This is a genomic window from Bradyrhizobium sp. B025, from assembly GCF_042257955.1.
Taxonomy (GTDB): Bacteria; Pseudomonadota; Alphaproteobacteria; order Rhizobiales; family Xanthobacteraceae; genus Bradyrhizobium; species Bradyrhizobium diazoefficiens.
The window spans coordinates 6,732,428-6,755,140 of the sequence record NZ_CP170150.1 but is presented as its reverse complement, the minus strand read 5'-3'; the positions used below and the strand labels follow the sequence as shown (position 1 = coordinate 6,755,140).

Here is a 22,713-nt window from a genome sequence, read left to right as displayed (position 1 = left end):
ATTCGCCGTCTTGTATGCACGTCCTGACGCCTTCTTATGCGTGCTGCCAAAAGCAAATGCAGCCGCCCGAACCATTAGCCCCGCCGCGTTCGAAGCGGCGCAGCCCTGGGCAAAGTTCTGGCCATAGCTGGCGTTGCGCGAGCAGAGCCTGGCGCATGTCAAGGCGTGAGTAGCCATGCGAGCATCTACGCGGCAGATTCTATATTCACCAGGACTTCTCCGGCGATGATTTCGGGATCCCCGAGATCAAGGTCATGCATGCTTGCTTGAACGAACTCCATCACCTTATCGTTCGCCGCATTGGCGCATTCGCGGTCCTCAAATATCATCACGGCGACACCAACGCCTTCGCCCCCATCCAGCACATAGTAAGACTTGAAGCCGCGCGACTCCCTCAGGATCTGACCGACGCCGCTTTTGGCGCGGCGGGCAGCATCCGCGACCGAACGAACCTTGGTGTATTTTCGAATGAGTATGTACATCAGGCCACCCTTGCGTCTCGGTTCCTCCCCCACGCATCAAAGCATACCGGGCCGCTGCCGGACTAGGGCCTACTTATGGAATGGCCCAAAAGTGGAGGTCAACGCAGGCGCTGACAATGTCCGTCCTGCCGCATGACGGGTTGGATGCGGTTGAAGTTGGCTCATCAATAAGACGATGTCTCGTCGCGCCCGTCCAGCGTTGCTGGCATATTGAATATCGTCTAAGCAGACGGATCGGCGCGCATGAACGCCGACCTGCGAAGCAAAAAGGGAGCACAAAAGATGAAAAAGACCACGCGCCGGGATCTGCTCGCAACAGCCGCCGCAGCCACCGCAGCTTCCATCGCGGAGGTTGCGCCCGCCGCAGCGCAGGCCGGACCGAAGCCGATCTTCCCGGTGCCGATGGTCGCGATCCCGATCGTCGGCGAGACCCAGGTGTTCCAGGTCCGCCGCATCTATTGCATCGGGCGCAACTATGCGGCGCATGCGATCGAGCGCGGCTCGGATCCGAACCGCGAGCCGCCGTTCTTTTTCCAGAAGCCGACGGACGCGATCCAGAACGTCGCGGTCGGCGAGGTCGCCGACCATCCCTATCCGTCGCTGACCAAGAATTATCATCACGAGGTCGAACTGGTTGCCGCGCTGAAATCCGGCGGCACCAATATCCCGGCCGAGAAGGCGCTCGACCACGTCTATGGGTACGCGCTCGGTCTCGACATGACCCGGCGCGATCTCCAGAACGGCATGGCCGCGGAGAAGAAGCCGTGGGAAATCGGCAAGAGCTTTGACCACGCCGCGGTGCTCGGTCCGATCCACCCCGCGAGCAAGACCGGCCATTTCGAGAAGGGCGCGATCTCGCTCGCAATCAACGGCACCGTGAAGCAGAGCTCGGATCTCAGCAAGATGATCTGGAGCGTCGCCGAGCAGATCGCAAAGCTCTCGGAAGCGTTCGAGCTGAAGGCCGGCGACATCATCTATTCCGGCACGCCGGAGAATGTCGGCCCGGTGGTGAAGGGCGACGTGCTGCTGTGCAAGCTCGAGGGACTGCCGGACATGTCGATCAAGATCGTCTGATTGTCTTCGCCTCTCCCCGCGTGCGGGGAGAGGCCGGATTGCACCGTCAGATGCAATCCGCGTCGCGCGCTCGACGCTAACGGGTTTACCAGCGACAAGGTCGCGCCGTAGTTGCGCCGCGCGACCTCCGTGGAACCGCGGTTTGAAGGCGAGGCCTCTGAATTGCCGGAGTTCCATCGGCGATTGCCCCGTGTTTGGCAACGAACAAACGTTCTGCAGCCATATTTCAGTAAGAAGTGATCTCCCGTGAGGGAGGCGCTCCGATGAACAAAGCTTTGATCACTGCCGTCGTGCTGCTGGCTGGCGTGCCTGCAAGCGCCGCCGCGCAAGAGCGCGCCGGTGCTGCAGCAATCGGAGCCGTATCAGGCGCTGTGGTGCTGGGGCCGATCGGTGCCGTCGCGGGCGCGGTGGTGGGCTATACCGCCGGACCTGCAATCGCCCGGTCCTGGGGCGCGAGAGATTCACGTTCGGCGAGACATCGGCAGCCGCCGCGCCGCGAGACGTATCGCGCAGCCGCAACCGTCGCTCCGCCGCGCGCACGCGAGGCGATGAATGCCAACGGCCAAATCAGGGCTGCCGGCAATCCGCCGGCCCAAGCCGCGCCTGCGGAGCAGCCTGTTGAAGCTGCACCGGCGCAGGCTGCGCCGGCGGAGACTTCGACGCCGCCGATTCAGGGATTCGAATGAAACTTCGGCGCTAGGCCGCGGTGGTCTTCGGCCGCAGCCGGTCGACCGTGCGCGCGATCAGCGCCGCCACCTCGGCCACCTTCGGTCCAATCCGGAACTCCGGCCCCGCGACGACGACGGAGAGCCTGCGGTCGCCGATCGGCAGTGGAATCGCAGCGCCCGCGAGGTCGCGGCTGTAGTCGCCAAAGCTCTGGCAATAGCCGCGCTCGATCGAGTTGCGCAGTTCGGCTTCCACCGCCTCGATGCTGATCGGCGTCGACGGACCGTACTGCTTGAACTCGATCTTGCGATAGACGGAGTCGCGCTCCTCCTGCGAATATTGCAGCAGCAGCGCGCGGCCGCTCGCGGTCGCGTGGATCGGCACGCGGTGGCCGATGGTCGCGAAATAGCGGATCGCCGCCTTGGACTCGACGACGTCGATGAACACGGCCATCACGCCCGCGGGCGCCACGATCGACGCAGTCTCGCCGGTCTCGGCCGAGAGATCGGCAACCAGCGTATGCGTCCACGGTGGCAGTGGCTCGACCTCCGAGATCATCCGCGCCATGGCGAGCCAGCGCGGTGTCGGATAGAAGCCGGCGCGCGGCCGCGGCTCGTAGAGATAGCCCTTCTCCGAGAGCGTCGCGAGCAGGTTGAAGGTCGACGAGCGCGGCCAGCCGAAATGATCGGCGATCTCCGCAAGCGTCGCCGGCTTCCTCGTCTGGGCGAAGAATTCCATGATCTCCAGGACGTTTGCGGCTTGGCGAACGATCATGATCCGGTCCCGTCTGTCGCAGCGCGATGCCCTTGATCTAGGACTGGCCGAGGATCTTCTTCGCGGCGCGAAGATGCGGCTTGTCGATCATCTGGCCGTCGAGCCGCAGCGTGCCGGAATTGGGATTGCTCGCGAACGCCGCGATCACCTTCTCCGCCCAGCTGCGCTCGGCTTCCGTCGGCTCGAATGCCGCGTTGACGACATCGACATGCTTGGGATGGATCAGCGCCTTCGCCGAAAACCCGTCGCGCCGCGCCGCCCGGGTTTCCTGCTCGAGGCCGGCCAGATTGTCTATGTCGGTATAGACAGTGTCGATCGGCGCGACCTCGGCCGCGGCGGCTGCCATCAGGCAGAGATCGCGCGCGAGGCGATAGGGACTGTGGAACACGCCGCCCGAGGACTTCTCTGTGGCACCCAAAGAGGCGGAGAGATCCTCCGCGCCCCACATCAGGCCGGCGAGGCGAGGGGAGCAGCCCTTGTAGCTGCCGAGCCCGAAGATCGAGCCGGCGGTCTCCGTCGCGACGCAGACGATGCGGGTTGCGCCGACCGCGATACCGGCCGCCGCCTCGAGTGCTTCGAGCCAGGTCGCGACCTGCCGCACATCGTCGCCGCCTTGCGATTTCGGCAGCACGATGCCGTCGGGCCTGCCCGGCATCACCGCGGCGAGATCGGCCAGCGTCATGCCGGTGTCGAGCGCGTTGACGCGGACATAGAGCTGGTGTGGGCCGGGACGGCTCTTCAGCATCGCCAGCGTCAACCCGCGTGCCTCCGCCTTCTTCTCGGTGACGACGGAATCCTCGAGATCGATGATCAGCGCGTCGGCCTTGCCTTCGCTCGCCTTCTCGAATTTGCGCGGGGAATCCCCCGGCACGAACAGCATCGAACGCATCAGACCGGCCTCTTGTGCATCATCGCCATGCGGCGGCATTTTCCGACGATCTCGTCGTTCTGGTTCAGGGCGTGGTGCTCGAACTCGACGATGCCCGCTTTGGGGCGCGATTTGGATTCCCGCAACGAAAGCACCTTCGTCGTTGCCCGCAAGGTGTCGCCATGGAAGACCGGTTTCGGAAAGGTGACGTCGGTCATGCCGAGATTGGCGACGGTGGTGCCCATGGTCGTATCATAGACCGTCATGCCGATCATGATGCCGAGAGTGTAAAGGCTGTTGAAAATGCGCTGGCCGAACTCGGTCTTTTCGGCGAAATGCGCGTCGATATGCAGCGGCTGCGGGTTGAGCGTCAGCAGGCTGAACATGGTGTTGTCCATCTCCGTGACGGTCCGGGTCAGCGGATGCCTGAACTCCTGGCCCACGGAAAAGTCCTCGAAATAAAGTCCGGCCATCGCGATTTCCTCCCTGTATCGTGCGGTCTGGCTGGCGCTGCCGTTAAGGCGGCGCCGCCAGATGAACTGCTTCCTGCTGCGCGAGCGCCTCGATCTCGTCTGCCGAGAAGCCGGCCTCGTGCAGAATGTCGCGGCTATGCTGGCCGAGCGTCGGCGCCGGGCCGGCCGGTTCCGGCTGGGTCACGCTCCAGGTCGAAGGCACCCGCATCTGGCGGATGCGGCCTTCCACGGGGTGATCGACCGTCCTGAAGAAGCCGACCGCGTTGAGATGCGGATCGTCCAAAATCGTCTCCAGGGTGTGCATCGGCATCACCGGAATGTCGGCGTGCTCCAGCAGCTCGCGCCACTCCGCGGTGGTGCGGGTGAGGAAGATGTGGCCGATCTCCTCATAGATCTCGTCGATATGTTTCGTGCGTGACGCGTGGTTGGCGAAGCGCGGCTGCTGCAGGAATTCCGGCCGGCCGATCGCCTCGAAGAAGCTGCGCCAGTGCTTGTCGTTGTAGATCAGGACGCAAAGATAGCCGTCGCTGGTCTTGTAGGGCTTTCGGTAGCGCGAGAGCAGGCGGACATAGCCGCCATGGTCGAGCGGCGGATCGTAGGTGAGGCCGCCGAGATGATCGACCAGCACGAACTCGGTCATCGATTCGAACATCGGCACGTCGATGCGCTGGCCCTGGCCGGTGCGCTGCTGGTGCATCAGCCCGCCCATGATGGCGTTGACCATCATCAGACCGACGACGCGGTCGGCGATGGTCACAGGGACGTAGCGCGGCGTGCCGTCACCGGCGGCTGCGAGCAGCGTCGGAATGGTCGCTGCGCCCTGGATCAGATCGTCGTAGGCGGGCTTTGCGGCGTAGGGGCCGGATTGGCCGTAGCCGAAGGCGCCGACATAGACGAGGGCGGGATTGACCGCGGCCAGCGTCTCGTAGTCGAGGCCGAGCCGCGCCATCGCCTGCGGGCGCACATTATAGACGAGCGCGTTGGCGCGCCTGGCCAGCCGCAGCAGCGTGTCGCGGCCTTCCGTCTTCTTGAGGTCGAGGACGATGCTGCGCTTGCCGCGATTGGCGTTGTGAAACATCCCGCCCATGCCGGGCGTGCGGCCGGGACCGATCTGGCGGACAATGTCGCCCTCGGGGCTTTCGACCTTGATGACGTCGGCGCCCATGTCCGCCAGCACCTGGGTGCCGTACGGGCCCATCAGGACGGAGGTCAGGTCGAGAACGGTGAAGCCGGCGAGCGGTCCCATGGGGCCTCGTTGGGTGCATTCATATTCGTGGAGTTAGAATTCATAAATCTGAGGTGTCAATTCGACCGTCCCGATGTTCCGTGCATGGGCCCATGCATAGTTCATATACTTGACTTATAAATTCACGTATATGTACATTTTCCTCAAGCAAGAAGTGGAGTGAGGGCCGGACGGATGGCAGCCGAAGGCTGCCGCCTTCGGCATGGGACGCGTCAGGGAGAACGAAATGAAGAAGAACAAGGTCTGGGCCGCAGCAGTGTTCGCGCTCGCGCTGCCGGTCTCGACGTTTCAGGCGCAGGCGCTGGAGCTGAAGGTCGCCGATAGCTTCCCCGCCGGCCACTATCTGGTTCGCCTGCTGCTCAAGCCCTGGATGGACGACGTCACCAAGCGCACCAATGGCGCGGTAACCTTCACCTATTATCCGAACCAGCAGATCGGCAAGGCCGCCGACATGTTGCGGTTGACGCAGTCCGGTGTGGTCGACATCGGCTACATCGGGCCGTCCTATGTCTCCGACAAGATGCCGCTGTCGGAAGTTGCGCAGTTGCCGGGGGCCTTTGAGACGAGCTGCCAGGGCACGCTCGCCTATTGGAAGACCGCGCGCGAAGGCGTTTTGGCCAAGCAGGAATACGCGCCGAACAAGATCAAGCTGCTGTTCGAGGTGGTGCTGCCGCCCTATCAGGTGTGGACCGCAAAAACCAAGGTCGACACGACCAAGGACATGCAGGGCCTGAAGCTGCGCACCACCGGCGGCGCGCAGGATCTGACATTGCGTGCGCTCGGCGCGGTGCCGGTGCGCATGGCGGCACCCGATGCCTATGAATCGCTGTCGCGCGGCACCATGGACGGCCTGCTGTTCCCGATGGAAAGTGTCGTGGCCTATGGGCTGGACAAGCTGGTCAAGCACGCCACCGAAGGCGTCAGCTTCGGCAGCTTCATCGTCGCTTATTCCATCAACCAGTCGGTTTGGGACAAGCTGCCCGACGACGTGAAGAAGGCGATGAACGAGGCGTCCGAGGCGATCGAGCCGACCGCCTGTGCGCAGGTCGACAAGGAGACGGAGACCACCAGGAAGCACCTTCAGGACCAGGGCGTCAGCTTCGAGCCGCTGCCGCAGGCGACGCGTGCCGAGATGAAGGACAAGCTGAAGGGCGTCGGCAAGGAGTGGGCGAGCGGGCTCGACAGCCGCGGCAAGCAGGCGTCCGCCGCGCTGAAGGAGTTTGAAGATCTGCTCGCCTCCGGTGGCGCCAAGTAACCGTCCATGAAATACGGCAAAGGGAGGCGCTGGAGGTGATCAAGCGGGCGGGAGATGTGCTCGGCGCGCTGGAGCGCGCGCTGACGGTGATCGCGGTGGTGTTCCTGTTCGTGATCATGCTGCTTGTCGTGACCGACGTGTTCATGCGCTACGCGCTGAACCGTCCGTTTGCCTTCACCTATGATCTGATCGGCCTCTATCTTCTGGCCGGCGTGTTCTTCTTCACGCTGTCGGACGGCTTGCGCGAGCATGCGCATGTCGGCGTCGATATCCTCCTGTCGCGCTTCTCGCCGGCGGGACGGCGACTGTCCGAGATCATCACCGCGCTCGCCGGCCTGTTCGTGTTCGTCCTGATCTGCAAGGTCGGGTTCGAGCGTGCGCTCGAGAATTACGAGCAGCACGACGTGCTGGCCGGTGCGATCGCCTGGCCGACCTGGATATCGGCGGCGCTGGTGCCGTTCGGCTGCGGGGTGCTGGTGCTGCGGCTGGCGCTCCAGCTCGTCGGCAATGTGCTGAGCCTCGTCAGCGGGCGCGACCTCTATCCGCTGCCGCCGGTGACCGGCGTCGGCGAAACGCGAAGCTTTGAGTAACGGCAGGCATCCATGACACCTTTCATCGTTCTCGCCCTGCTGTTCGGCCTGCTGGCACTCGGCACGCCCGTCGGCTTCGCAATGGCCTTCTCCGGTTCGGTCGGCCTCGTGATGGTCGGCGGATGGGGCACATTGTTCGGCATCCTGCAAACCGCGCCGCTGTCGACTGTCTCGTCCTACGAGCTGATCACCATCCCGATGTTCCTGCTGATGGCGGACCTCGTGCTGCTGTCGGGTGTCGCGGACGACCTGTTCAAGACGGCGTCGGCCTGGGTCGGGCGCATTCCCGGCGGGCTCGGCATGGCGACGGCACTTGCCGGCGCAGGTTTTGGCGCGATCTGCGGCACCTCGACGGCGTCCGCCGCGACGCTGTCCTCGACCAGCCTTCCCGCGATGATCCGCCAGGGCTATGAGCCCAAGATGGCCGCCGGCGTGGTCGCGATATCAGGCACGCTGTCGATGCTGCTGCCGACCAGCGTCGCGCTCGTCATCTTCGGCCTGCTCGCCGAGGTGAACATCGGCAAGCTCCTGATCAGCGGCATCATCCCCGCGATCCTCGTCACCATCACCATCATGGCCACGATCTACTTCCTGGTCTGGCAGGATCCTTCGCGCGCCCCCGCTGCGAAATCGGTGCCGTGGCGCGAAAAATTCGCGCTGTTGTGGCAAGTCTCGCCGATGGTGGTGCTGTTCTCGATCGTGACGGGCACGATCTATCTCGGCGTCGCCACGCCGACGGAGGCTTCCGCCTTCGGCGCGTTCGGCGCCTTCCTGCTCGCGATCGTCAAGGGCAAGATCACGCCGTCATCGCTTTACCGGACGCTGCTGCGGGCCTGCCACGGCACCTGCATGATCATCATGATCCTCGTCGGCGCCTCGATCTTCGGCTACTTCTTTACGCTCACCCACGTCACGCAGGACCTCGTCGCCTGGATCGGCGGTCTGCCGACTTCGCGCTGGGTGATCATCACGCTGATCCTGTGCGGCTACATCGTGCTCGGCTCCTTCATGGACCAGATCGCCATTCTGGTGCTGACCGTGCCGATCGTGCTGCCGCTGATCAAGACGCTCGGCTTCGATCCGATCTGGTTCGGCGTCATCAAGATCGTCACCGCCGAGGTCGGCATGATCACGCCGCCGGTTGGGCTGAACTGCTTCATCGTCGCCCGCTATGCCAAGCGGCCGGTGGCGGAAGTGTTCCACGGCACTTTCCCGCATTTCATCGCCCATCTGATCGCGATCGCGATCCTGGTGGCGTTTCCGAGCATCATTCTCTGGCTGCCCTCGCAGATGGGGCGCTAGGATCGGAGCCTCTGCTGCTCCCAATCAGGAGATCAAGAACATGGATTTCGCGCTCACCGATCAGCAGGAAGCCATTCGCGATGCCATCGCCAAGATCTGTGAAGGCTTTCCCGATGCCTACTGGTTGAAGAAGGACCATGACGGCGGCTTTCCGCACGATTTCCACAAGGCACTGGCCGACGCCGGCTGGCTCGGCATCTGCGTGCCGGAGGCCTATGGCGGCTCGGGGCTCGGCATCACCGAAGCCGCGATCATGATGCGCACCATCGCCGAATCCGGCGCCGGCATGTCCGGCGCCTCGGCCGTGCACATCAACGTGTTCGGGCTCAATCCTGTCGTCGTGTTCGGCACCGAGGAGCAGCGCAAGCGCATGCTGCCGCCGATGGTCGAGGGCCGCGAGAAGGCGTGCTTCGCCGTCACCGAGCCCAATACCGGCCTCAACACCACCCAGCTCAAGACCCGTGCGGTCGCCAAGAACGACCGCTACATCGTCAACGGCCAGAAGGTGTGGATCTCGACCGCGCAGGTCGCGCACAAGATCCTGCTGCTGGCGCGCACCACGCCGCTGGAAGAGGTGCGCTCGCCCACCCACGGCCTCAGCCTGTTCTACACCGACTTCGACCGCAAGAAGATCAAGGTCCACGAGATCGAGAAGATGGGCCGCAAGGTCGTCGATTCCAACGAGCTGTTCTTCGAGGATTTCGAGATCCCGATGGAGGACCGCATCGGCGAAGAGGGCAAGGGCTTCCAGTACATCCTCGAAGGCATGAACCCCGAGCGCATCCTGATCGCGGCGGAAGCCGTCGGCCTCGGCAAGCTCGCGCTGGCGCGCGCGACCGAATACGCCAAGACCCGCGTCGTCTTCAATCGCCCGATCGGCAAGAACCAGGGCATCCAGCATCCGCTCGCGGTGAACTGGGTCGAGCTCGAGGCGGCCTGGCTGATGGTGATGCAGGCGGCCTGGCAATACGACAAGGGCTTGCCCTGCGGGGCCGGCGCGAATGCCGCGAAATATTTCGCAGGCGAAGCCGGCTACCATGCCTGCGAGCAGGCCGTGATGACCCATGGCGGCTTCGGCTATGCCAAGGAGTTCCACGTCGAGCGTTATCTGCGTGAAGTGCTGATCCCGCGCATCGCGCCGGTCAGCCCGCAGCTCGCGCTCAGCTTCATCGCGGAAAAGGTGCTGGGGCTGGCGAAGTCGTACTAGGTTGCCCGCGGATCGGTCGGGAGGATTGCCGATGCCCGAGGACAGCTCGCCGATCGATTTTGCCGGCCTGGTCCGGAAGGATGATCTCGTCGTGTGCGGGCAGGCGACGGCGGAGCCTGTCACGCTGACGGAAGCGCTGATGGCGCAGGCAGTACAGCTTCCGCCCTTCCGCATGATGATCGGGCCAGTGTTCTCGGAGACGTTTTCGGCGTCGTGCGCGGGAAATGTCTCGTTCCAGAGCTATGGCGTGATCGGCAATTCGCGGCGGCTCGCGAAAGCGGGGCGGCTCGACGTGATCCCGAGCAATTACAGCGCCTTCTGTGCCGACTTCGCGGCGCGCCGCTACAAGGCCGATGTCGTTCTGGTGCAGCTTGCGGAGCTCGAAGGGCGGCTCAGCGCCAACCTCTCCAACGACTACGTCATCGATGCCGCGCGCGGCGCACGCCTCGTCATCGCCGAGATCAATCCGGATGCGCCCTTTACGTTCGGCGCCGAATGGCCGGAGGACGTGCCGATCCATGTTCGCGTGGCAGCCCGCAGGCCGCCGGTTGAATTGGCCTCGACGCCGCTCGATGACGTTTCGCGCCGCATCGCCGCGCATGCGGCAGGCCTGATCGCCGACGGCAGCACGCTCCAGTTCGGCGTCGGCCGAATTCCGGATGCGATCCTGTCCTCGCTGTCGCATGCGCGCCGTCTCGGCATCCATTCCGGCCTGATCAACGATGCCGTCGTCGACCTGATCGAGCGCGGCGCGGTGACGAATGCGGAGAAGGGCATCGATGCCGGCATCACCGTCACCAACCAGGTGATCGGGACCCGGCGGCTCTATCGCTTCGTGCACGAGAACAAGGCGGTCGCGGTGCGGCCGACGTCCTATACGCACGGCCAGAACGTGCTGGCGCGGATCAACCGGCTGGTCGCGATCAATTCGGCGCTTCAGGTCGGCCTCGACGGCAGTGTCAATTCCGAGACGCTGAATGGCGTCGCGGTCGGCGCCATCGGCGGGCAGCTCGATTTCGTGCGCGGCGCCAACGCCTCTTGCGGCGGAAGGGCGATCATCGCGCTGCCGGCGACGGCCTCCGACGGGACCAGCCGGATCGTCGCTGACGTCGAGACGGTGACGACACCGCGCGCCGATGTCGATGCCATCGTCACCGAATGGGGCGTTGCGGAGCTGCTTGGCTGCGGCCTTGCCGAGCGCGCGCGCCGCATGATCGCGATCGCGGCGCCTGAGCATCGCGACGCGCTTTCGGCGCGGCTTCGCGGGCCCGCGCGCTAGCTCAGTTCATCATCGCGAGCGTCCATGACGAGATCGTCGAGGAGGTGGCCGGCCTATTCGGCGGTAATCCGCTCCATCGCCATGGCACGAAGCCGGGCGCGCTGGATTTTCACACCGTTGGCGCTGTCGGTGACGGGGAAAGCATCGACGATATAGATTCGTGCCGGCACCTTGTACCCGGCGAGCCGCTCGCGCAGGTGCGCGACCAGCATCTCCTGTTGAGGCGGCTCCGCTGCTGGAATCACAAAAGCGACGCAGCGTGCGTTTCCCTTCAGGTCGACCGCGACGACCTGGGCGTCGGCAACACCTGCGCAGGACTTGAGCTCGTCCTCGATCTCGCCGGGCGCGACAAGGAAGCCGCCGAGCCGCATCGCATCGCCCGCGCGGGTCTCGTAGACGAAGGAGCCGTCGCCGCGCAGCCGGCCGATGTCGCCGGTGCGGAAGAAGCCGTCCGCGGTAATCGCGTCGCGCGTGGCGTCGGGATTGTTGAAGTAACCGAGAAACCGGGACGGTGCGCTGATCTCGATCTCGCCGGAGACGCCGGGAGCTGCGAGTTCGCCGGTCTCGGTGTCGCGGACGCGGACCCCGGCCTCCGGCGACATCGGCCAGCCGCCGCCCTCGATCCGGTCGGCGAACGCGTCGCTGGCGCGGCCGATCGAGAACAGGGCCTGCACCTCGCTCGAACCGTAGAGGCCGTAAAGCGGCATGCCGCGCGCCTCGGCCTCCGCGGCAAGCTCACGCCAGCCGGGCTGGAACGCGGCGAAGCCGAACACCTCGGCACGGGGGAAGGGACGGGCCACGTCGGTGAGGGCGAGGATGCGGCGAAACATCTCGTCGGAGCCGAAGGCGTGGGTGATCTCATGCTCGCCGAGGATCTTCAGCGCCGGCGCCGCTTCGAAGGCGTCGAGCACATGGATGGTCGCGCCCGCCGCGATGAAGCTGAGCAGGCTCGTCATGCCGAAGGTGCCGCAGAACGGCAGCATGGCGAGGAGCGAATGGTTTTGCGGCGCGAGGCTTAGCGCCCTGGCGACGGCGGCGGCGTGCGCGGCCAGCGTCCGCTGCGAATGCGCGACGAGCTTCGGTCCCTTGGTCGTGCCCGACGTGGTGTAGAGCAGCACGGGGAGGTCGACGTCATCCTGGGCGGGCGGGGCCGGCGGATAGGGTTGGTCGAACGCATCGAACCGTACACACGGCCAGTGCGCCGGGATCGTATCTGCGCCGACCACTGCAAGCTGTCGCAGCGCGGGCACCTCGTCCTTGGCGATATCGGCGAGGATGGCGGCAAAGTCGATCGAGCGGAACGCGGCCTCGACCACCATCAGCCTGGCGCCGGACAAGCGAAGCAGATGGGCGACTTCCGCGCTGCGGTAGCGGGTATTGACGGCGGAGACGATCGCACCGAGGCGGGCGGCGGCGAACAGCAGCGCGACCCATTCGATCCGGTTGACCAGCCAGACCGCGACGACGTCGCCCTTGCCGACACCCTGCGCAGCAAGCCAGGCCGCGGTCTTTTCGATATTTGCCGAGAATTCCGCGCGCGAGACCGGCGTGCCGTCGAACACGAAGGCGGGATTCGCGAAGGCCTCGGTGCAGATCAGCGATTGCAGCGAAAATTCGTTGGAGCTCATGGCGCCCGGAGTAACCCGATCGCGCAAAACTGTCTACTTGGTGCCGAACATCCGGTCGCCGGCATCGCCCAGGCCCGGCACGATGTAGCCGTGGTCGTTGAGCCGCTCGTCGATTGCGGCGGTCCAGATCGGCACGTCGGGATGTTCGCTCTGGAACTGCGCGATGCCTTCCGGCGCGGCCAGAAGGCACACGAAGCGGATGTCGCGGGCGCCGCGGTTCTTGAGCAGGGACGCGCCGGCGCAGGCCGAGTTGCCGGTCGCCAGCATCGGGTCCATCAGGATCACGGTGCGGTCGGACAGGTCCTGCGGCGCCTTGAAGTAATATTCCACGGCCTGCAATGTTTCGGGGTCGCGGTAGAGCCCGATATGGGCAATGCGCGCCGAGGGCATCAGCGCCAGCATGCCGTCGAGGAAGCCGACGCCGGCGCGCAGGATCGGCGCCAGCGTGAGCTTCTTGCCGGCGATCTTCGGCGCCCGCATCGATGCGATCGGCGTCTCGATCTCGACCAGCTCCAGCGGCAGGTCGCGCGTCACCTCGTAGCCGAGCAGCATCCCGATCTCGTTCAGGATCTCGCGAAAGCTCTTGGTCGAGCGGTCCTTCTCCCGCATCAGCGAGAGCTTGTGCTGGACCAGAGGGTGGGCGACGACGTTGACGCTGCTTGTGCTCATGAAACCGCTCTACACGGTTCCGTGAAATTGCGCCAGATCGGCCGGGTATTTTCCGCGGGATACGTGGCCTCAAGCCGGCATCGCGACCTCCTTGCGGGCACGGCTGCTCGCCTCGTAGGCAGCCATGGTCAATTCACGCTCGATCGCCGTCCGCATGGCGTCCATGGCCGGCTGGCGCAGGCGCTTGCCGGCTCTGCACGTCGGCGCTCCAGGGCGCACTGATCCAGGCGCGCGTCGAACGCAGCGGCCGGCCGATCGAGGTCACGGCGGCGGAACTGGCGCGTGAAGAGGTAAAGGCTAGACCCCGAGCCCCCGCGCGACGAGCGTGATCACGATCGTCAGGACCGAGCCCCAGACCAGGCTCAGCGTCATGGTCAGGATCGTCGTGGTGACTGCGTGCTCGAGATTTCCCTTGAGGAGCTGCACGCTACTTGTCCGGGGCGGGCGCCGCGCCGATGCGCATGCCGAGCAGCAATGCTCCCATCAACACAACCAGGATCGCGATCTTGAGCTCGATCATGTCCGCCGTCTCACGGTCACGCGTGCAAGAAGCTGCCTCGCTCCCTCCGCGAGCACAATCAGCGGATTGCCGCGGTTCTCGATGTCGAGCTCGAAGGTCTCGGCGGGAAACACCAGCGCGCACCGCGCCGGCGCGCTCTGACGGTTGGCGAAATCCACCGCCGAGCTCTTGAACAGGAACAGGCCGCCGACACGTCCGTTCGCTTCGCGCGCGACCCAGAGGCCGGCGCTGTTGCGTCCAATGAAGAACGCGGGAATGGCGGCGCTGACGACATCCGGATCGAGTGGCTTGAGCGCCGCCGCCTGCCTGGTGTCGGGGCGGCGACGGGAAGCCTGAAGCGCAATTGCGGCCATGGCGGCTTCCTCACACATCTGCAAGGTCATAGGGGCCTCCCTGCGGGTCAGCCGTGCATGTGCCAGACATAGATTGCGGTCCTCAGCGCGATCAGCGCGGTGAGCACGCTACCCATCGAGAGCAGCGTCAGTGTGCCGAGAGCGAAACCTTTGAGCTGCGCCTTGCGTGCCTCGGAGATGCGCGCCGAACGCCCATGCACGAAGGGGCGGTCAAGGCCATGTGTCAGGATCGACATTTTTTCAGTCCTAATCCGGAGTGGCGAGACGGCCGCTCCGATCTGTCCCGTATGATGGCCACCGCTGCGTATGATTGCGAGGTGACCGCCGCAGTTGCCGTATAGGAAAGTCATAAAGGCGCCGGCGGTCGCGCCAGCAGTCCTCTGAAGAGGTTTTGGTCGCGTTTCGGTTGCGGTTTGGATCGCGCAGGCTTCGAACGCGCCAGCCCGACGGCGGCGGCGAAGGCGAGCCGCAGCCGCGGCTCCTCGATCTGCTTGCAGAAGCAGTCCAGGGTCGCCTCCGCGTCTTGCTGCCGGCCGTCGATGGCCGCGCAGAGACGGGAGCTGGTGCGCCGGAAGAAGTGCAGCGAGTCCTTGCCGCTGCGCCGGCCGCCGAGACGATCGAGTTCAACCGCGAGTGCGGCGACATTGTGCCTGTCAGAGTCGCTCAGCGTCACGGCAAAGCGCAGGATCGCCAGCTGCCAGGCGCCGAGCAGCCTCCGATGATCTTCAACTGATGGCGGCATGCGAGATCCGAACGACTGCGCGAGGCGTCAGGCGCCGACGCGGTCGATCAACTCCTCGTCGGCGATCGCGGCGAAGGCGCGTACCACCTCCCGCTGCGCGGCCGCGTCCAGCGGCACGATCGGCAGCCTCGTCGCCGGTGACATCAGGCCGAGCACGCTCAGCGCGCTCTTGAGCGCCGCCGGGCCGTCCTTGGAGAGGCATGTGATGAGCGGGATGAGGCGCCTGTGCAGGTACCGTGCCGATTGCAAGCGGCCTTGCCTGACCTGCGAGAAGATCATGCGGCACAGATCGGGGGCGATGTTGGAGACTTCCGAGATCGCGCCGTCGCCGCCGCTTGCGATGGTGCCGAACGCGGTGACGTCGTCGCCGGAGAGCAGGCGAAAGCCGGCCGGGAGCAACCGGGCGAGGCGCATCGGGCGGGTGATGTCGCAGCTTCCATCGCGCAGGCCGACGAACTGGCGGGATTCGACGAGACGCACCAGCGTCTCGTCGGCGAGCGGGCGCAGCGTGCGGGAGGGAATATCGTGCAGGATCACGGGCAAGCCGGTCGCACCGGCGATGGCCCGGAAATGCGCGAGCATCCCCTCCTGCATCGGCTTGTTGTAGGCCGGCACCACCGCCATCACGGCATCGGCGCCGGCGGCCTCCGCGCGCCGCGCGAGCGCGATGGCCTGGCTGGTCGCGTTCGACATCGCGCCGGCGATGATCCGCACCCGGCCGCGGGCGACGTCCACCGCGGCGCGAATGACGAGCTCCTGCTCGGCCGGGGAGAGCGTCGGCGCCTCGCCGGCCGTCTCGCAGACCACGATCGCGGGGACGCCAGCCGCGATCTGGCGCTCGCAGAGCGCGGTGAACGCCTTGAGATCGATTGTGTCAGCCGCGTCGAACGGCGTCGGCAGGTCCGGAATGAAGCCTGTGAACCAGGCAGCAGGAGGAGTGAACATGGCTTTTCTGCCGGATGGCGTCGGCTCAGGCGGCGCGCTGCGAGACGATGGCGTTGGGGCTCTTGCCCATGTCGAGCTCGATCTCGCGCGGCAGCTCGACGATGGTCTCCGGATGCTGTCCGTTCTCGAACAGCGCATATTTGACGGCCTGGGCGCGGCTGACGAACAAGCCGCCATAGAGGCCGTTCTGCTCCTGCGAGACCCATTGTCCCCGGTGGTTGCGGCCGATAAGGACGATGGTTGAGGTGGAGGTGCACGAGGGAGGGTCGACGAGTTTCACGGATGTATTCCTTCTGAACGACGCCGGCGCGGGATGCATGTCCCTGCCTGCGCGCTCAATATCCCGTCTCGCGAATATGATTTCGAGGGCGGGTGCGCGGTGATCTCATAGGAAGGTCATAAAGCCGACCGCTCAAGTCACATCATTGGCAATGTGGACCAGCGCGAAGAGTGCACCGAATGCAGCAGCTTCGTCCCAATGATTGAGGGCAGGGCCGAACAGCGCTTCGCGCCTGACGAGGCCGGCGAGCGCGCACAGGATGATCGACATCCAGAGCAGAACGGCAAGGCTTCGGCCGAAACCGACGCTACCGAATGCGGCAAAGGCGGCGAGCAGCGCGATACGGACGGCGAAGCGTGCGATCACGCGCGCCGGGCTCAGCTTGTGCGGCATGTCCGGAGCTTGCGACAAGGTGTGAACCCGTCAGGCTGCTCTAGCCGAAATTGTCGCAGGCGACCGGCTCGTAGAGCGGATCCCGCACAGGACGAACGGAGGGAACGCTCGGCCGCGATACGTCCACGGCCAATGCCCGGACCTCGACGAAGGCCGACAGCAAGGCCAGTGCGAGGTCGGCGTGGCGTGCCTCGACCGCAGCGTCGAGCCAGTCCGGCAGCTCACGCTCGCGCGAGAGCGCGCAGTGCCACTCGCCCTCGTCATAGGCGATGCGGCGGACCTGCCATAGCGGCAGCTCGAGCTCGATCAGCGCCAGCGCCGCATCGGCCCAGGCCTCGGCGTCGATCAGGCGCATGACGCGCGTGGTGCGTTCGTTCTGGCCGAGCGAGGGGATGCGCCGGCAAGCATAATCGATGACGTCGTGCATCAGCGGTCGCGTCATCGCCGGCGCCGCGTGAAGCCGCTGGCTGAGGGATGGTGGGTCGAGACGTCGGAGAGCGGCGGTCATGTCAGGCCTCCTGGAGTTGGCGTCGGTCAGTCGGCCGGCATTGCCAAGATGGCCGGGAGGGCATTTGAAAACGAGATGGGGATCGGGCGAGAGATATAGGGATTTCATAAGTGCCCGGATTCTTCCGTGTAAGACCGACAGATCCTCGCCTGCCGTCTCGGTCGTAGGTGGAGGCTTATAGAAGCAGGGCTTTTTGAAAAGACCTTGGCCTCGGCCCGCCGTAACAACGGGAGGCGAAAGCGTTGGTGGATTGCGTCGCTGCGCGGCCTGCCTGGAACGATCGCCTGGAATGCGTCGTCCGTGTCGTACGGCCGGCGGCTACGACGGGCCGGCCTTTATGAGATTCCTATAACGTCGCCATAGGCCTCATCTCGAAAACCTATGTGCGCGGTGGCACTTCGGCGCGGTGACGTTTCCCGGCCGGGAGAGACACGTGTTGCATTCGCTCGCAGCAAGCGGCCCGCCGGCGGGCAATGCCGGAGATCGTCTCGCATTGAGGAGTATCGCCATGATGGACATTCTGATGCTGGCGCTGGGCTTCGTCTTCTTTGCCCTCGCGATCGGCTACACCTACGCCTGCGAACGGCTGTGATGGAGCACACCATGATCTTCGATTATGCGCTCGCCGGTGCCGTCTCCTTCGGCCTCCTGTTCTACCTCACTTATGCACTGCTGCGGCCCGAGCGGTTCTGAACCGTGCTGCTGCTTGCCGAATTGCTGCTGGCGGACGTCGCACTCGTCGCGGGCCTGCTTGCGCTGCTCCTGCCGCTCTTGCGCCAGACACAAAGCCTGAAGGGTTAATGCCATGACCATGATCGGTTGGCTCCAGATCATTCTTTTCTGCGTCATTATCGTCGCGCTGACCAAGCCGCTCGGCTGGTACATGACGCGCGTGTTCAACGGCGAGCGGACCTTCCTGTCGCCGGTGCTGCGTCCGATCGAAGTCGGGATCTACTGGATCTCCGGCGTCGATGAGAGGCGCGAGCAGCATTGGCTGACCTACACGGTCGCCATGCTGCTGTTCCATGTCGGCGGCTTCCTGATCATCTACGGCGTGATGCGGCTCCAGGCCGTGCTGCCCTTCAATCCGGCCGGGCAGTCGGCGGTTGCGCAGGATCTCTCCTTCAATACCGCGATCTCCTTCATCACCAACACCAACTGGCAGAACTACGGCGGCGAGAGCACGCTGTCCTATCTCGTGCAGATGCTCGGCCTGACGCACCAGAACTTCCTGTCGGCGGCCACCGGCATCGCGCTCGCGGTCGCGCTGATCCGCGGCTTCTCGCGCGCCTCGGTGCGCACGGTCGGCAATTTCTGGGTCGACGTGACGCGCTGTACCCTCTACGTGTTGCTGCCGATCTGCGTCGTCTACACGCTGATCCTGGTCTGGCAGGGCATCCCGCAGACGCTCGGCGACTATGTCGAGGCCACCACGCTCGAAGGCGCCAAGCAGACCATCGCGGTCGGCCCGGTCGCCTCGCAGGTCGCGATCAAGATGCTCGGCACCAATGGCGGCGGCTTCTTCAACGCCAACGCCGCGCATCCCTTCGAGAACCCGACCGCGCTGTCGAACTTCGTGCAGATGCTGTCGATCTTCGCGCTCGGGGCTGCGCTCACCAACGTGTTTGGCCGCATGGTCGGCAACCAGCGCCAGGGCTGGGCGATCCTCGCCGTGATGGGCGTGCTGTTCGTCGCCGGTGTCGCGGTCACCTACTGGGCGGAAGCCAACGGCACCTCTACCATGCATGCGCTGGGCCTGACCGGCGGCAACATGGAAGGCAAGGAGGTTCGCTTCGGCCTCGTCGCGTCCTCGCTGTTCGCCGTGATCACGACGGCCGCCTCGTGCGGCGCCGTCAACGCCATGCATGACAGCTTTACCGCGCTCGGCGGCATGATTCCGCTGATCAACATGCAGCTCGGCGAGATCATCGTCGGCGGCGTCGGCGCAGGCCTCTACGGCATGCTGCTGTTCGTCGTGCTCGCGATCTTCGTGGCCGGCCTGATGGTCGGCCGCACGCCGGAATATGTCGGCAAGAAGATCGAGGCGCGCGAGGTCAAGATGGCGATGCTCGCGATCCTGGTGCTGCCGCTGATGTATCTCGGCTGGACCGCGGTCGGTGTGGTCTATCCGGCGGCGGTTGCCTCCATGGCGAATGCCGGCCCGCACGGTTTCACCGAGGTGCTCTATGCCTTCACGTCGGCGACCGGCAACAACGGCTCGGCCTTCGCGGGCCTGACCGGTAACACCCTCTTCTACAACCTCACGCTGGCAAGCGCGATGTTCGTCGGCCGCTTCTTCATGATCGTTCCGGCGATGGCGATCGCGGGCTCGCTCGCCGCCAAGAAATCGATCCCTCCGTCGGCGGGCACCTTCCCGACCACGGGCGGGCTGTTCGTCGGCCTTGTCGTCGGCGTCATCCTGATCATCGGCGGCTTGACGTTCTTCCCGGCCCTCGCACTCGGCCCCATCGTCGAGCACCTCGCGATGAACGCCGGCCAAGTCTTCTGATCGCACGTCTTCTGATCGACAATCTTCCGATTGGTTTGGAGTGACCTCCATGGATACGATGAAACTGCAAAAACGTGCTGCCGTATCGGCGATGCTCGATCCCAGGATCGTAGTGCCCGCGATCCGCGCCTCCTTCACCAAGCTCGACCCGCGACTGATGGTGAAGAATCCCGTGATGTTCGTGGTCGAGATCGTGGCCGCGCTCACCACCGTGATCTTCCTGCGCGACCTCGTCACCGGCGGCGCGAATCTCGGCTTCACGTTCCAGATCATCCTCTGGCTCTGGTTCACCGTGCTGTTTGCGAACTTCGCCGAGGCGGTCGCCGAAGGCCGCGGCAAGGCGCAGGCTGAATCGCTGCGCAAGACCCGCACCGAGAGCCAGGCCAAGCTGCTCACCGGCACCGGCCAGGCCTTCAAGCTGGTTCCGGGCACGAGCCTGAAGGTCGGCGACATCGTGCTGGTCGAAGCGGGGGACACCATTCCCTCCGACGGCGAGGTGATCGAGGGCGTCGCCTCCGTCAACGAGGCCGCCATCACCGGCGAATCCGCGCCCGTCATTCGCGAGTCCGGCGGCGACCGCTCGGCGGTGACCGGCGGCACGCAGGTGCTGTCGGACTGGATCCGCGTTCGCATCACCGCCGCGCAGGGCTCGACCTTCATCGATCGCATGATCAAGCTGGTCGAGGGCGCCGAGCGGCAGAAGACGCCGAACGAGATCGCGCTCAACATCCTGCTCGCCGGCCTCACCATCATCTTCGTGTTCGCCACCGTCACCATCCCGAGCTATGCGGCCTATGCCGGCGGCTCGATCTCGGTGGTCGTGCTGGTCGCGCTGTTCGTGACGCTGATCCCGACTACGATCGGTGCGCTGCTGTCGGCGATCGGCATTGCCGGCATGGACCGCCTGGTGCGCTTCAACGTGCTGGCGATGTCGGGCCGCGCCGTCGAGGCGGCCGGCGACGTCGACACGCTGCTGCTCGACAAGACCGGAACGATCACGCTCGGCAATCGTCAGGCGACCGCGTTCCGCCCCGTTCGCGGCGTGGCCGAGCAGGAGCTGGCGGACGCGGCTCAGCTCGCCTCGCTCGCCGACGAGACGCCGGAAGGCCGCTCCATCGTCGTGCTGGCGAAGGAGAAGTATGGCATCCGCGGCCGCGACATGGCCGAGCTCGGGGCAACCTTCATCCCGTTCACGGCGCAGACCCGCATGAGCGGCGTCGATGCCGGCGGCTCGTCGGTGCGCAAGGGCGCGGTCGATGCCATGCTGAACTATGTCGGAGGCGGCGCGCCGCTGGCGGTGGCTTCCGGCAACACCGCACGGGCGATCCAGCCTGCGGAGCTCTCGGAGGTCGGCCGCGAGATCCAGATCGTCGCCGACGAGATCTCGAAAGCCGGCGGCACGCCGCTGGCCGTCGCGAAGGACGGCAAGCTGCTCGGCGTCATCCAGCTCAAGGATATCGTCAAGGGCGGCATCCGCGAGCGCTTTGCCGAGCTGCGCCGCATGGGCATCCGCACCATCATGATCACCGGCGACAACCCGATGACGGCCGCCGCGATCGCGGCGGAAGCCGGCGTCGACGATTTCCTGGCGCAGGCAACGCCCGAGGACAAGCTCAAGTTGATCCGCGACGAGCAGGCCAAGGGCAAGCTGGTGGCGATGTGCGGCGACGGCACCAATGACGCGCCGGCGCTGGCGCAGGCCGATGTCGGTGTCGCCATGAACACCGGCACGCAGGCGGCCCGCGAGGCCGGCAACATGGTCGATCTCGATTCCAACCCGACCAAGCTGATCGAGGTGGTCGAGATCGGCAAGCAACTGCTGATGACGCGCGGCGCGCTGACGACCTTCTCGATCGCTAACGACGTCGCAAAATACTTTGCGATCATCCCGGCGATGTTCTTGGCGTTCTACCCGCAGCTCAACGTGCTCAACGTCATGAACCTGTCGAGCCCGCAGAGCGCCATCCTGTCGGCGATCATCTTCAACGCGCTTGTCATCATCGCGCTGATTCCGCTCGCGCTGAAGGGCGTCGCCTACCGCGCCGTCGGGGCCGGCGCACTGTTGCGACGTAACCTGCTGATCTACGGGCTTGGCGGCATCGTCATTCCCTTCATCGGAATCAAGGCGATCGACCTCGTCGTCGTCGCCTTGCACCTGGCCTGATCGTTGTCATGCGAGGAGCAAATTCTCTCTGTCATTCCGGGGCGCCTCGAAGAGGCGAACTATGGAGCACAATTGCGCACCTGAGAATCTCGAGGTTCCGGGTTCGATGCCTTGCATCGCCCCGGAACGACGACAGAGATGCTTCGCCCGCAATGACGAAATAACCGGAGACCTAACATGCTCAGAGAAATTCGCCCCGCCATCGTCCTCCTGCTGGTGCTCACCGCCATCACGGGCCTGGCCTATCCGCTCGCCATGACCGGCATCGCGGGCATGCTCTTTCCCGCCCAGGCGCAAGGCAGCCTGATCGAGAAGGATGGCAAGGTGATCGGCTCCGCCCTGATCGGGCAGGAGTTCAAGGACGACAAATATTTCCACGGCCGCCCCTCGGCGACCCTGGCGCCGGACCCGAATGATTCGACCAAGACCGTCTCGGCGCCCTACAACGCCGCCAACTCGGGCGGCTCCAATCTCGGCCCGACCAGCAAGGCGCTGGCCGACCGGCTGAAGGAAGACGTGGACAAGCTGAAGGCGGAGAATCCGAACGCCGCCGTGCCGGTCGACCTAGTGACGACGTCCGCCAGCGGCCTCGACCCGGATATCTCGCCGGAAGCCGCGCAATTCCAGGTGCCGCGCGTTGCCAAGGCCCGGAATATGCCGGAAGAGGCGGTGAAGCAGCTTGTGGCTTCCAACGTCCAGGGCCGTCTGCTCGGCCTGCTTGGCGAACCGCGCGTTAACGTATTGGCGTTGAATCTCGCGCTCGATCGCGCCGCCGCCAAGTAGCGG

Annotated in this window: 27 protein-coding genes; 12 read left to right on the top strand and 15 right to left on the bottom strand. The window is 65.2% G+C overall.

What is annotated here, in order from left to right:
- Positions 1–185: 185 nt before the first annotated feature.
- Positions 186–482: a hypothetical protein gene (locus ACE10W_RS31755; RefSeq protein ID WP_038965684.1), complete on the bottom strand. Its 297-nt coding sequence runs from the start codon at positions 480–482 to the stop codon at positions 186–188.
- Positions 483–764: 282 nt separating this feature from the next.
- On the opposite strand from ACE10W_RS31755, the gene ACE10W_RS31750 reads away from it, so the two are divergent.
- Both ACE10W_RS31750 and ACE10W_RS31745 read left to right on the top strand, forming a co-directional pair.
- Positions 765–1,556: a fumarylacetoacetate hydrolase family protein gene (locus ACE10W_RS31750; protein ID WP_028174516.1), complete on the top strand. Its 792-nt coding sequence runs from the start codon at positions 765–767 to the stop codon at positions 1,554–1,556.
- Positions 1,557–1,819: 263 nt separating this feature from the next.
- Positions 1,820–2,242, top strand: coding sequence for a hypothetical protein (locus ACE10W_RS31745; protein ID WP_161533588.1), 423 nt, complete (start codon positions 1,820–1,822; stop codon positions 2,240–2,242).
- Positions 2,243–2,252: 10 nt separating this feature from the next.
- On the opposite strand, the gene ACE10W_RS31740 is transcribed toward ACE10W_RS31745, so the two are convergent.
- Genes ACE10W_RS31740 through ACE10W_RS31725 form a run of 4 tightly spaced genes read right to left on the bottom strand, consistent with a single transcriptional unit; the run spans position 2,253 to position 5,583 of the window.
- A complete protein-coding gene (locus tag ACE10W_RS31740; protein ID WP_028174518.1) occupies positions 2,253–2,996 on the bottom strand; it encodes an IclR family transcriptional regulator in 744 nt (247 codons plus the stop codon).
- 37 nt (positions 2,997–3,033) lie between these two features.
- A complete protein-coding gene (locus tag ACE10W_RS31735; protein WP_060908719.1) occupies positions 3,034–3,885 on the bottom strand; it encodes a CoA ester lyase in 852 nt (283 codons plus the stop codon).
- Entirely contained in the window at positions 3,885–4,337 is a 453-nt protein-coding gene (locus ACE10W_RS31730) for a MaoC family dehydratase (protein WP_011089535.1), read from the bottom strand. Before ACE10W_RS31730 ends, ACE10W_RS31735 begins: the two co-directional genes overlap by 1 nt.
- A 43-nt stretch (positions 4,338–4,380) precedes the next feature.
- Positions 4,381–5,583 carry a CaiB/BaiF CoA transferase family protein gene (locus tag ACE10W_RS31725; protein WP_375762398.1) on the bottom strand — a complete coding sequence of 401 codons (1,203 nt, stop codon included), beginning with the start codon at positions 5,581–5,583 and terminating at the stop codon, positions 4,381–4,383.
- A gap of 226 nt (positions 5,584–5,809) precedes the next feature.
- Here ACE10W_RS31725 and dctP point away from each other — a divergent pair, with 226 nt between their 5' ends.
- The 5 genes from dctP to ACE10W_RS31700 are packed head-to-tail and all read left to right on the top strand — an operon-like array spanning position 5,810 to position 11,216.
- The gene (gene dctP / locus ACE10W_RS31720) at positions 5,810–6,838 is read left to right on the top strand and encodes a TRAP transporter substrate-binding protein DctP (protein ID WP_375762397.1); all 1,029 of its coding nucleotides are present in this window, start codon (positions 5,810–5,812) and stop codon (positions 6,836–6,838) included.
- 35 nt (positions 6,839–6,873) lie between these two features.
- A complete protein-coding gene (locus ACE10W_RS31715; protein WP_011089532.1) occupies positions 6,874–7,428 on the top strand; it encodes a TRAP transporter small permease in 555 nt (184 codons plus the stop codon).
- Positions 7,429–7,440: 12 nt separating this feature from the next.
- A complete protein-coding gene (locus ACE10W_RS31710; RefSeq protein WP_375762396.1) occupies positions 7,441–8,730 on the top strand; it encodes a TRAP transporter large permease in 1,290 nt (429 codons plus the stop codon).
- Between the two features lie 40 nt (positions 8,731–8,770).
- Entirely contained in the window at positions 8,771–9,937 is a 1,167-nt protein-coding gene (locus tag ACE10W_RS31705) for an acyl-CoA dehydrogenase family protein (RefSeq protein WP_011089530.1), read from the top strand.
- 31 nt (positions 9,938–9,968) lie between these two features.
- A complete protein-coding gene (locus ACE10W_RS31700; protein ID WP_375762395.1) occupies positions 9,969–11,216 on the top strand; it encodes an acetyl-CoA hydrolase/transferase family protein in 1,248 nt (415 codons plus the stop codon).
- Positions 11,217–11,269: 53 nt separating this feature from the next.
- Here the strand turns inward: ACE10W_RS31700 and ACE10W_RS31695 are convergent, their stop codons facing one another.
- The 10 genes from ACE10W_RS31695 to ACE10W_RS31650 all read right to left on the bottom strand — a co-directional run bounded on the left by ACE10W_RS31695 (position 11,270) and on the right by ACE10W_RS31650 (position 17,254).
- Positions 11,270–12,844: an AMP-binding protein gene (locus ACE10W_RS31695; RefSeq protein ID WP_375762394.1), complete on the bottom strand. Its 1,575-nt coding sequence runs from the start codon at positions 12,842–12,844 to the stop codon at positions 11,270–11,272.
- A 33-nt stretch (positions 12,845–12,877) separates the two neighbouring features.
- Positions 12,878–13,513 carry a uracil phosphoribosyltransferase gene (upp, locus tag ACE10W_RS31690; protein WP_028174525.1) on the bottom strand — a complete coding sequence of 212 codons (636 nt, stop codon included), beginning with the start codon at positions 13,511–13,513 and terminating at the stop codon, positions 12,878–12,880.
- 297 nt (positions 13,514–13,810) lie between these two features.
- Positions 13,811–13,939, bottom strand: coding sequence for a hypothetical protein (locus ACE10W_RS31685; protein ID WP_375762393.1), 129 nt, complete (start codon positions 13,937–13,939; stop codon positions 13,811–13,813).
- A gap of 90 nt (positions 13,940–14,029) precedes the next feature.
- Entirely contained in the window at positions 14,030–14,416 is a 387-nt protein-coding gene (locus tag ACE10W_RS31680; RefSeq protein WP_375762392.1) for a hypothetical protein, read from the bottom strand.
- 17 nt (positions 14,417–14,433) lie between these two features.
- Positions 14,434–14,622 carry a hypothetical protein gene (locus tag ACE10W_RS31675; RefSeq protein ID WP_375762391.1) on the bottom strand — a complete coding sequence of 63 codons (189 nt, stop codon included), beginning with the start codon at positions 14,620–14,622 and terminating at the stop codon, positions 14,434–14,436.
- Positions 14,623–14,732: 110 nt separating this feature from the next.
- Positions 14,733–15,128: a hypothetical protein gene (locus ACE10W_RS31670; protein WP_375762390.1), complete on the bottom strand. Its 396-nt coding sequence runs from the start codon at positions 15,126–15,128 to the stop codon at positions 14,733–14,735.
- Positions 15,129–15,155: 27 nt separating this feature from the next.
- Complete coding sequence (gene dapA, locus ACE10W_RS31665; protein ID WP_375762389.1) at positions 15,156–16,073, bottom strand: 4-hydroxy-tetrahydrodipicolinate synthase; 918 nt, start codon at positions 16,071–16,073, stop codon at positions 15,156–15,158.
- 25 nt (positions 16,074–16,098) lie between these two features.
- Complete coding sequence (locus tag ACE10W_RS31660; protein WP_375762388.1) at positions 16,099–16,353, bottom strand: hypothetical protein; 255 nt, start codon at positions 16,351–16,353, stop codon at positions 16,099–16,101.
- Positions 16,354–16,485: 132 nt separating this feature from the next.
- On the bottom strand, positions 16,486–16,746 hold the full coding sequence (locus ACE10W_RS31655; RefSeq protein ID WP_060908711.1) for a hypothetical protein: 261 nt from the start codon (positions 16,744–16,746) through the stop codon (positions 16,486–16,488).
- Positions 16,747–16,786: 40 nt separating this feature from the next.
- Entirely contained in the window at positions 16,787–17,254 is a 468-nt protein-coding gene (locus ACE10W_RS31650) for a hypothetical protein (protein WP_028174532.1), read from the bottom strand.
- Between the two features lie 433 nt (positions 17,255–17,687).
- Here ACE10W_RS31650 and ACE10W_RS31645 point away from each other — a divergent pair, with 433 nt between their 5' ends.
- From ACE10W_RS31645 to ACE10W_RS31625, 5 genes are all read left to right on the top strand, one after another.
- The gene (locus tag ACE10W_RS31645) at positions 17,688–17,846 is read left to right on the top strand and encodes a hypothetical protein (RefSeq protein ID WP_162494044.1); all 159 of its coding nucleotides are present in this window, start codon (positions 17,688–17,690) and stop codon (positions 17,844–17,846) included.
- An 11-nt stretch (positions 17,847–17,857) separates the two neighbouring features.
- On the top strand, positions 17,858–17,947 hold the full coding sequence (locus ACE10W_RS31640; protein WP_038965694.1) for a K(+)-transporting ATPase subunit F: 90 nt from the start codon (positions 17,858–17,860) through the stop codon (positions 17,945–17,947).
- A gap of 112 nt (positions 17,948–18,059) precedes the next feature.
- The gene (gene kdpA / locus ACE10W_RS31635) at positions 18,060–19,763 is read left to right on the top strand and encodes a potassium-transporting ATPase subunit KdpA (protein WP_375762387.1); all 1,704 of its coding nucleotides are present in this window, start codon (positions 18,060–18,062) and stop codon (positions 19,761–19,763) included.
- Positions 19,764–19,812: 49 nt separating this feature from the next.
- Positions 19,813–21,927 (top strand): potassium-transporting ATPase subunit KdpB, encoded by a 2,115-nt coding sequence (kdpB, locus tag ACE10W_RS31630; RefSeq protein ID WP_375762386.1) that lies wholly within the window; start codon positions 19,813–19,815, stop codon positions 21,925–21,927.
- A gap of 177 nt (positions 21,928–22,104) precedes the next feature.
- Positions 22,105–22,710, top strand: coding sequence for a K(+)-transporting ATPase subunit C (locus ACE10W_RS31625; protein WP_011089516.1), 606 nt, complete (start codon positions 22,105–22,107; stop codon positions 22,708–22,710).
- The last annotated feature ends 3 nt before the right edge of the window (positions 22,711–22,713 follow it).